The 9,555-nt window shown below is 38.9% G+C and carries 10 protein-coding genes; 2 read left to right on the top strand and 8 right to left on the bottom strand.

What is annotated here, in order from left to right:
* The first annotated feature begins 24 nt into the window (after positions 1 to 24).
* Both HMPREF9071_RS01910 and HMPREF9071_RS01915 read left to right on the top strand, forming a co-directional pair.
* Entirely contained in the window at positions 25 to 849 is an 825-nt protein-coding gene (locus tag HMPREF9071_RS01910; protein ID WP_009744851.1) for a thymidylate synthase, read from the top strand.
* 34 nt (positions 850 to 883) lie between these two features.
* Positions 884 to 1,660 (top strand): DUF2695 domain-containing protein, encoded by a 777-nt coding sequence (locus tag HMPREF9071_RS01915; RefSeq protein WP_009744852.1) that lies wholly within the window; start codon positions 884 to 886, stop codon positions 1,658 to 1,660.
* 170 nt (positions 1,661 to 1,830) lie between these two features.
* Here the strand turns inward: HMPREF9071_RS01915 and dprA are convergent, their stop codons facing one another.
* The 8 genes from dprA to HMPREF9071_RS01955 form a co-directional block, all read right to left on the bottom strand.
* Positions 1,831 to 2,940: a DNA-processing protein DprA gene (dprA, locus tag HMPREF9071_RS01920; protein ID WP_009744853.1), complete on the bottom strand. Its 1,110-nt coding sequence runs from the start codon at positions 2,938 to 2,940 to the stop codon at positions 1,831 to 1,833.
* A 6-nt stretch (positions 2,941 to 2,946) separates the two neighbouring features.
* Positions 2,947 to 4,296, bottom strand: a complete 1,350-nt coding sequence (purB, locus tag HMPREF9071_RS01925) for an adenylosuccinate lyase (protein WP_040357898.1) — start codon at positions 4,294 to 4,296, stop codon at positions 2,947 to 2,949.
* 68 nt (positions 4,297 to 4,364) lie between these two features.
* Positions 4,365 to 5,183: a ZIP family metal transporter gene (locus HMPREF9071_RS01930; RefSeq protein WP_009744855.1), complete on the bottom strand. Its 819-nt coding sequence runs from the start codon at positions 5,181 to 5,183 to the stop codon at positions 4,365 to 4,367.
* 70 nt (positions 5,184 to 5,253) lie between these two features.
* Positions 5,254 to 5,994, bottom strand: coding sequence for a 23S rRNA (guanosine(2251)-2'-O)-methyltransferase RlmB (rlmB, locus tag HMPREF9071_RS01935; protein ID WP_040357901.1), 741 nt, complete (start codon positions 5,992 to 5,994; stop codon positions 5,254 to 5,256).
* Positions 5,995 to 5,998: 4 nt separating this feature from the next.
* Entirely contained in the window at positions 5,999 to 6,373 is a 375-nt protein-coding gene (locus tag HMPREF9071_RS01940) for a hypothetical protein (RefSeq protein WP_009744857.1), read from the bottom strand.
* 12 nt (positions 6,374 to 6,385) lie between these two features.
* The gene (locus HMPREF9071_RS01945) at positions 6,386 to 7,270 is read right to left on the bottom strand and encodes a pseudouridine synthase (RefSeq protein WP_009744858.1); all 885 of its coding nucleotides are present in this window, start codon (positions 7,268 to 7,270) and stop codon (positions 6,386 to 6,388) included.
* Positions 7,271 to 7,311: 41 nt separating this feature from the next.
* Positions 7,312 to 8,313: a UDP-N-acetylmuramate dehydrogenase gene (gene murB / locus HMPREF9071_RS01950; protein ID WP_009744859.1), complete on the bottom strand. Its 1,002-nt coding sequence runs from the start codon at positions 8,311 to 8,313 to the stop codon at positions 7,312 to 7,314.
* Between the two features lie 12 nt (positions 8,314 to 8,325).
* A partial coding sequence (locus tag HMPREF9071_RS01955; RefSeq protein ID WP_009744860.1) for a DNA mismatch repair protein MutL occupies positions 8,326 to 9,555 on the bottom strand: 1,230 nt, incomplete at its 5' end.

The raw sequence follows: 9,555 nt of genomic DNA on the forward strand, positions 1-9,555 counted from the left end.
TTTTGTACTCTAAAATAGAAAGAAATGCAAGCCTACAAAGACCTTCTTAATCATATTCTTACTCATGGACATAGTAAGGATGACCGTACGGGAACAGGGACGATCAGTGTTTTTGGTTATCAATTTCGCTGTAATCTCCAAGAAGGATTCCCTCTACTCACTACAAAGAAGATACATCTGAAATCAGTTATCTATGAGCTGTTATGGTTTCTCCGTGGGGATACAAATATTCATTACCTCACCGAACACGGGGTGCGTATTTGGAATGAATGGGCAGATGAAAAGGGTGATTTAGGACCCATATATGGGGCGCAATGGCGTAATTGGAATAATGAAGGGATAGACCAAATAGCCCAAGTACTCCATACGCTTAAGACCAATCCCGATAGTCGCCGTATGGTAGTCTCGGCTTGGAATCCATCAGTTATGCCTGATACTTCAGTTTCCTTTGCTGAGAACGTAGCACATAACAAGGCGGCACTACCTCCCTGTCATGCGCTGTTTCAGTTCTATGTAATGGAAGGGAAGCTCTCCTGCCAGCTCTACCAGCGTAGTGCCGATGCTTTCTTAGGGGTGCCGTTCAATATTGCTTCCTATGCCTTGCTTACCCAGATGATGGCGCATGTTACTGGGCTGCAAGTGGGGGATTTTGTCCATTCCTTTGGCGACTTACATATCTATAAGAACCATTTGGAGCAGGTAGAGTTACAACTCAGTCGTGAACCGCGCCCACTTCCTACTATGAAACTTAACCCTCAGGTGAAAGATCTTTTCGCTTTTGACTACCCCGATTTTACCCTTGAAGGCTATGACCCATACCCTACTATAAAAGGGAAAGTCTCTGTATAGTGAAAAATGAAAAGAGACCAGTGGAAAGTAACTAATGAAAACAACAGAAAAGCAACAACGTAAAGAAGTCCAAAAGGTGTTTGCTCAAGAGAAGTTGGACAACTTTAGGGCTTCGTTACCTATGGAAGAAAAGAGCTTTTTGGCACTTTTCTATTATTTAGAAAAGGCTTTGCAGAGGGTACCCTGTGACCATACCCTAAGGTATACGACACTTTTTCTTACAGAAAACAAGGTTTCTGATCCAGAAAAAGTAGTCGACTGGCTTACCTCCAATGGAGGGTATTGTGAGGTACTCTACAATGTAGAAGAACAGTTTGATTATTTAGAGAATACCTCTTATGAAGCGCCTCTTAAGCTTAATAAGTTAGAGAAGAATATTTTAGAGAAGAAAAAGAAAATAAAGGAATTTCCTTCAGAATTTGATTTTCCATTTTCCTCAGCTCCTGCCCCATGGAAACTATCCCAAAAGGAAGTGCAAGGAAAGCAGGAGTATCTACTTCAGTTAGGGAAAGGATTCAATGCTTGTATAGTGATGCTAAGATTGGATTTCCCCAAAGAAAAACTCGCAGAAGAGGGTTATTTTCTCTCCCAGTGGAAAACCTTTACAGAAATCAAGTCTCCTAAAGGGTTGGAACAAGAAATATTGGAAGTAGAAGCTTATCAATATATTGTCGTTAAGTCCAAAGAATATACGCCGGTTATTATCTTTGTACTTCCTAAGGAGAATAAGCGAGGTTATTTAGTGGTACAGACAGAACTCTCTCGTTATAGAAATGATCTAAAAGAAATAGAAAGATTGCTTAAGGAATAAAAAATAAAAGAGAGCTTTCGCCCTCTTTTACCAATTCTAACCACAAAATCTAATATATGAAAAACAATTTATTTCCCCTTTGTTTTCAGTTGCAAAGGTACAACATTTTTTGCATCTAACAATAGATTTATATCATTTTTTTCTATTTCAATATAGAAAAAAACTATATATTACGAAATTAAAGCAAACACTTTACCTGGAAGTGGGCGAATGATTCCTTTCATTTCTATCTGAAAAAGTAGATTGGAGAGTTTATGTATAGGGAATGAACATTCTCTTGAAAGGTCATCTAAAGTCTGTTTGCCATGTTCTTTTAGATAGGTAATTATTTTTTCTTCCTCTTCGGAGAGTTCTACAAAGAGTTCAGCAGCTATGGGTTTAGCAGAGGTTTCTTCTATTTCCCATCCCATATAATACACCAAGTCAGCAGCGGAAGTAATAAGTCGTGCTTTGTCGGTTTTTATTAATTGATTACAACCTTGGCTATAGGTGTCATCAGCTCTACCAGGAATAGCAAAGACATCCCGGTCGTATGAAAAAGCCATATCAGCAGTGACAAGGCTTCCCCCTTTAAGGGCAGATTCTATTACTACAGTAGCATCGGAAAGCCCTGCAATAATACGGTTACGTCCGATAAAATTCTTGCGATCAAACTTACTTTTATGCCAGAACTCTGTGATAAATCCTCCATTATTTTTTACTTCGCTTACATACTTCTTGTGGGATGCTGGATAGATGATATCCAATCCATGTGCTAAACAGGCGATAGTTTGTAAACCATTGTTCATAGCAGCCTTATGGGCGGTGATATCCACCCCATAGGCAAAACCACTGATAATCACTAAATCCTCTAAAGCAGAGAGTTCTTCTATAAATTTTTCACAAAAGGCTCTTCCGTAGGAGGTAACTTGGCGAGTGCCTACAATACTCAGGGTCTTTTTATTTTTTAAGTCTATATTTCCATTATAGAAGAAGATGATAGGAGCATCTATAATTTGTTTAAGATTGGCAGGATAATCCGGATCAAAAAAAGTATAGTATTTAATGTGGTTATCTTGGATATATTGCCATTCTCTTTCTGCTTCTTTACGATGGATAGGGTCAAAAAGATTTTTTAAAATAGTACTTCCAATCCGTTCAATATGGGCTATTTTATGTTTTTTCTCCTTATAGATAGCCGAAGGGCTTCCACAATGAGCAATAAGTTTTTTAGCCGTAATATCTCCTATATTAGGAGTATGTTGGAGAGCGAGTAAGGCAAGGAGGTCTTCTTCTTTCATATCCTATTAATAATCAAGGTAATCACCTCCTGTATAGTTTTCTGGAGTAATTGCTTTGAGTTCAGCTTTGAGTTCATCAGAGACTGTAAGGGAATTAATAAACTCATGGATAACCTGTTCGTTAATTTTCTGATAAGTACGGGTAAGCCCCTTGAGTGCTTCATAGGGATTAGGATAGCCTTCACGTCGTAAGATTGTTTGTATGGCTTCGGCAACTACAGCCCAATTATCATGCAAGTCATCATAAAGTTTGTCTTGGTTAAGGATAAGTTTGTCCAACCCCTTGAGGGTAGAGGTTATAGCAATAAGAGTATGAGCAAAGGGTACTCCTACATTGCGCAGTACTGTACTATCGGTAAGGTCGCGTTGAAGTCGAGAGACGGGTAGTTTTCTAGAGAGATGTTCTAATAAGGCATTAGCAATACCAAGGTTTCCTTCAGAGTTTTCAAAATCAATAGGGTTCACCTTATGAGGCATGGCAGAAGATCCTACCTCTCCTTCTTTGATACGTTGTTTGAAATAATCCATGGAGATGTAAGTCCAAATGTCTCTATTAAAGTCTATCAAGATAGTATTAATACGCTTAAGTAGGTCAAATAAAGCAGCTAAATGATCATAATGTTCTATCTGGGTCGTAGGGAAGGAATGGTAAAGACCTAGAATGTCTTCCACAAAGTGTTTACTAAAACTTCTCCATTGGATAGTTGGGAAGGCTACTTTATGGGCATTATAGTTACCTGTAGCTCCTCCAAACTTAGCTGCATGTTTGAGGGTGGAGAAGTACTGAAGTTGTTCTCTGAGTCGTACTGAGAATACTTTCATCTCTTTGCCCAAACGAGTAGGAGAGGCTGGCTGTCCATGGGTACGGGCTAGCATAGGGATATCCTTCCATTGCAGAGCAAGGGTTTCTATCTTTTGAACAAGAATTTCTATCTGAGGAAGGTAGGTACCCTTTATAGCTTCTTTGATGGAAAGAGGAATAGCTGTGTTATTGATATCCTGTGAGGTGAGCCCAAAGTGTATAAATTCCTTATAGGGATGCAAGGATAGGTGGTCAAATTGTTGCTTGAGGAAGTATTCCACTGCCTTTACATCATGATTGGTAATTTGTTCTATTTCTTTGATTCTAAGAGCATCTTCTGTAGAGAAACTTGTATAAAGGTTTCGTAGGATTTGAAAATTCTCCTTATTGAAAGAAGCCAATTGAGGCAAAGGTATTTCACATAGGGCAATAAAGTATTCTACTTCAATACGCAAGCGGTATCGGATAAGGGCTTGTTCAGAGAAATAAGCCTGTAAAGTTTCTGTTTTGGAGGCATAGCGTCCATCAATGGGAGAGATAGCGGTTAAGGACATTTTACTAAAAATTAGAAAAGGCAAATATACTATTTTTTCTCCATTGCAGAAAGTCTTTTTTGCTTTTTCTATCCTAAGGCTACATCCATAACCATCATCACGACAAAACCAATAAGAAATCCAATTGTGGAAACGTCCGTATTACGACTTTGTTGGGACTCAGGGATGGTCTCCTCCACTACTACATAGATCATTGCTCCAGCAGCAAAAGCCAATGCATAAGGTAGTACAGGGGTGAAAAATACCACAGCGAAGGCACCTAATACTCCTGCTATAGGTTCTACAATAGCCGAGAGTTGTCCATAGAAAAAGCTCTTCCAACGGTTCAACCCTAACCGGCGTAAAGGCATAGATACAGCCACTCCTTCTGGAAAGTTCTGCAGACCGATTCCTATGGCTAAGGTTACTGCTCCAGCGATGGAGGCTTCAGGAATGCCAGCAGCTACCCCTCCGAAGAGTACTCCTACAGCCAACCCTTCAGGAATGTTATGTAGAGTAATCGCCAATACTAGTAGGGTGGTACGTTGCCAGGAGGATTTTACTCCTTCAGTTTGCTTGAAATTGGGATGAAAGTGAGGTAAGATTCTATCTAAGACATAAATAAAAAGTGCCCCTGATAAGAAACCTATAACAGCGGGTAATACCTTAACGAAGCGCTCTCCTTCACTCATTTCAATGGAAGGAATAAGTAAGCTCCATACACTGGCGGCTACCATTACTCCTCCGGTGAAGCCAAGCATACCATCCATTACTAATTTGTTGCTACTCTTAAAAAAGAAAATCAAAGCAGCTCCCAGGGCAGTAACGCCCCAAGTAAAAAGAGTTGCATATAAAGCGGCTAATACAGGATTGATGCTGCTTAGATAGTTTATAATTGAAGAAATCATGTTAGTTTTGAATTTTGAGTTGTTAGGGCTTTAGATAATTAGATAATAACTGATAAATAGGTCAATTAACTCATAGGTTCATTAATCGTTGTCTTACCACTTCATACAGAAAAGCACCACAGGCGACGGATACATTAAGAGAGGATGTTTCTCCCTGTAGGGGAAGTTTGGCTTTCTCGTCCAAGACCTTAAGTACCCCTTTGCTGATGCCAGTGTCCTCTGCTCCCATGACAATAGCTAAAGGTTCAGAGAGGGAGAAATCATAGAGAAGGGAAGAGGCTTTTTCGGTAGCACCGAGAACCTTGATTCCACTGCCTTGTAGATAGTAGATAGCATCAATCAGGTTATCCACCTTACACAGAGGTAAGTTGAAGATTGCTCCTGCAGAGGTTTTGACCATGTCCTCTCCTATGGAGGCACTGCCTTGCTTGGGAAGGAGGATACCGTTTACCCCTGTACATTCAGCCGTACGAATGATTGCTCCTACATTGCGTACATCACTCAAATGATCCAGAATAAGGAACAAAGGTACTCTCCCACTTTCTATAGTGGAAAGAACAAGCTCCTCCAAAGGGACAAACTCTACTGGAGAGAGCAAGGCTACTATTCCTTGATGGTTGCCTCGGGTAAGGCGTTGGAGTTTCTCAATAGGAACATAAGAATGAGGAAGATGATAGGTCTCTACAAGGGATAATAATTGGGAGAAAAGCGCTCCCTTAAGTCCCTTTTGAATAAAGATTTTATCAATAGTCTTTCCAGCTTCAATAGCTTCTATTACAGGATGTAAGCCAAATATTTGCGTATTCTTCATAAAATTATTTCTCACGCATATTTACTATACTATCTACTATATAAACAGTATTTCCTCTCCAAGGGACTGTATTGTGATATTCTTTATAGTGAAGGTCAAAATATTTGCCGCTATTAACTTCTAATTGTTTGAATATCTTTTTATCTTCAATAGAGAACTCAAATTCATTACTTTGCATGCCGTTACCTGTAGTAGTTTTGGCAAAACCTTCTTGGATGAGCTTTCCCTCGTAAGTTTTGAAAAGATCTCCTTTGTATACAGCATAGTTTAAATAACCTGATTTTACTCCTTCTCCAAAGACGAAGAAATAGCGCATATATAACCATCCTCCTAATATAAGGAATAGGATGGGTAAGCCAATGAGTAGTACTTTTTTCATTTATAATAGATATTAATGACTGAGATTCTTTAAATTAATAACTTCCTGTTGGGTCAATGGGCGCCAATGTCCTCGAGGAAGGTCTTTTTTAGTAAGTCCAGCGAAAACTACTCTATCGAGCTTTTCTACCGTATAACCTAAGGACTCAAAGATACGACGAACAATACGATTGCGTCCACTATGGATTTTTACTCCTATTTCATTATGAGGAGCTCCCTCCACAAAACTGATATCATCCACTTGAATGAAACCATCCTCAAGGGTAAGCCCTTCTTGGATTTTGTGAAAGTCGGGGAGTGCGAGTTTTTTGTCCAATATTACATGGTAAATCTTACGTACACCATGAGAAGGATGAGTAAGTTTCTTTATTAAATCTCCATCATTGGTCAGAAGCAAGAGCCCCGTAGTAAGCCTATCAAGCCTACCTACAGGCTTTATATTACCTTGTGCAGCTCCTACTACAAGTTCCATAACTGTTTTACGTCCTTTCTCATCTTGGGTGGTGGTAATGAAACCCTTAGGTTTGTTCAGTAGGATATATTCCTTTTTCTCAGCAGAGATGTTTTTGCCATCAAATTTTACTATGTCATTGGGTTGCACCCTGTACCCCAATTCTGTCATAGGTTTGCCATTGACTTCTACATTTCCAGCAGTAATATAGCGATCTGCCTCACGGCGAGCACAGATTCCGGCATTGGCTATATATTTGTTTAAGCGAATGCCTTTACTATCATCGGTTGTATTAGGGACGGGAGATTTCTTCTTATTGCTAAAGGAATTTTCCTTATTCTCAAAGCGTTTCTCCTTGTAGGATGTTCGTTTTTCTTTGGGAGCAGAATATTTTTCTTTTACATATTTAGGTTTTTCTTCCTTACGTTTCTTAAGAGTGGTTTGCATAGGGTATAAATTTTGCGCAAAAGTAAGAAATATTTATTACCTTACCAAACATTTACTTCCATTTCCAATTGGATGTTAAAGCGTTTTTTTACCTGTCCTTGTATATAATGAGCAAGGGAGAGAATATCCTCTCCTGAGGCATTGCCATAGTTGACCAATACTAAAGGTTGTCCTTTATGGACACCTACTTGCCCTATTCGGTAGCCCTTAAGGTCACAACTTTCAATAAGATAGGCGGCAGGAATTTTCTCTTGTGTTACAGATACCCAATAATGAGGGAGTTCAGGGTATGTTTTCTGTAATGAGAGGAGGTGTTCACGAGAGATTATTGGATTTTTGAAGAAACTACCACTATTACCCAATTCTATAGGGTTAGGAAGCTTGCTTTGTCTAATTTGCTTGATAACTTGTGAGATGTGAGCAGGAGTTTCTTCCCATCCTTTTTCAGTAAGGAGCGCTTTAATATTGCCATAATGTGTCTTGAAGAAATGCTCTTTCTTTGTTAAGCATAAGGTGACAGAAAGAATGATATACCGTCCTTTGCTTTGTTTGAACAGTGAATCCCTGTATCCGAAGTTACAATCATTCTTATAAAAGATAACTTTTTGTTTGCTTTCCCTATCAATAGCCTCACAGGAGTGAAAAGCATTCTTAAGTTCCACTCCATAGGCGCCTATATTCTGTACAGGAGCCGCTCCTACACTACCATAGATAAGAGACAGGTTCTCTACGCCTCCGTAATTTCTTAAGACACAATAATCCACAAGCTCGCTCCAGACTTCTCCTGCTTGTGCTTTAAGCCAAATATGAGAATTGTTCTCTCTTTCTGTAGTGATACCTTTCTGTGTTATTTTTAACAAAGGAGTTTTTACCTCTTGGGTGAGTAAGATATTGCTTCCTCCTCCTAATACTTTAAGAGTTGGATAGGAGGTAAGAGCCTCTAAGATATCTTTTTCATCAGAAGCCTCTATAAGTATATCTGCTTTTTGATTAATACCAAAAGTATTATAGGGCTTTAAGGAAATATGTTCATATAGCTTCATAGGTTATTAGGTTTAGAAACGATTTTCAAGTTCGTTAAAAGGGAATTCTATGTATATTTTTTTACCAAAAGGGCTTACTTGTGTCTCTTTGCAAGAGAAAAGGTCATATACTAACTGCTCTTGTTCTTCAGGAGAGAGGGACTGACCTGCTTTTATAGCAAGGCTTTTGGCAAGATTCTTGGCTAAGGATTCCCTTTGGGAGAGTTCTTCCTGAGGAATGTCCTCCATTGCCTTTTCCAAGAGCTGGCGAAGGATCTCTTCTACTTGACTTTCCTTAACTAAGGGAGGAAGTCCTGTAAAACGTATTTTGTTCTGCTCAATTTCTAGTAGGAATCCTGCCCTATTTAGGGATGAGGTAAGCGATTGCAGAGAGAGAATCTCGACAGGAGAGAATTCAAATTCTAAAGGGAAAAGCAAGGATTGACTGATACTTCCTCCTTGAGAAATACTCTTATAAAAACGCTCATAAAGGATACGCTGATGTGCTCGTGATACATGGATGAAAAGAACCTTATCCTTCAGATAAGTGATTATATATTTTTTCTGAAAATATAGAATAGTTTGTACTTTAGTTTCCGTCTGGACTTCTATAAGAGAGGAAAGAGGAACTTCTTCTTTTAAGGATTCATTTACCTTAGAAGGGAACCCTGTGTAGAGAGCTTCCCACTGGGGGGCATTTCTATTAGAAGCAAAAGAGAATGGAGGATTATTCCTTTTAGAAGAGACATCTTTTTCCTCCATTTTGAAAGGATTAAAATTCCTATCTACTTGGTAAGTAGGCATTTTAGCTTCCTTATCTTTGTAGGAATAAGGGATTTCCTGACTTTCATCTAAGGAGAAATCAATCGTAGGGAGTACTTGGAATTGTCCTAAACTATGCTTAACTGCTGAACGAAGTAAAGCATAAATAGTATGGTCATTGTCAAACTTTATTTCTGTTTTAGTAGGGTGTATATTGATGTCAATATGCTTGGGGTCAATCTCCAAGTAAAGGAAGTATTCTGGCTGTTCCCCTTCCTTGAGGAGGCCTTCGAAAGCACTCACTACCGCATGGTGTAGGTATCGGTTCTTAATAAAGCGATGGTTGACCATGAAAAATTGAAGAGACTTATTCCTTTTAGGCGAATTTTTACTAATAAATCCTTGTATGTTAACTACTTCTGTTTGTTCTTCTACAGGAACTAATTGTTCATTAAGGCGAGAGCCAAATACCTGTACAATACGTTTTCTTAAAGAAGTAGG

Source organism: Capnocytophaga sp. oral taxon 338 str. F0234 (assembly GCF_000192225.1).
In the GTDB taxonomy this organism is placed as follows: Bacteria; Bacteroidota; Bacteroidia; order Flavobacteriales; family Flavobacteriaceae; genus Capnocytophaga.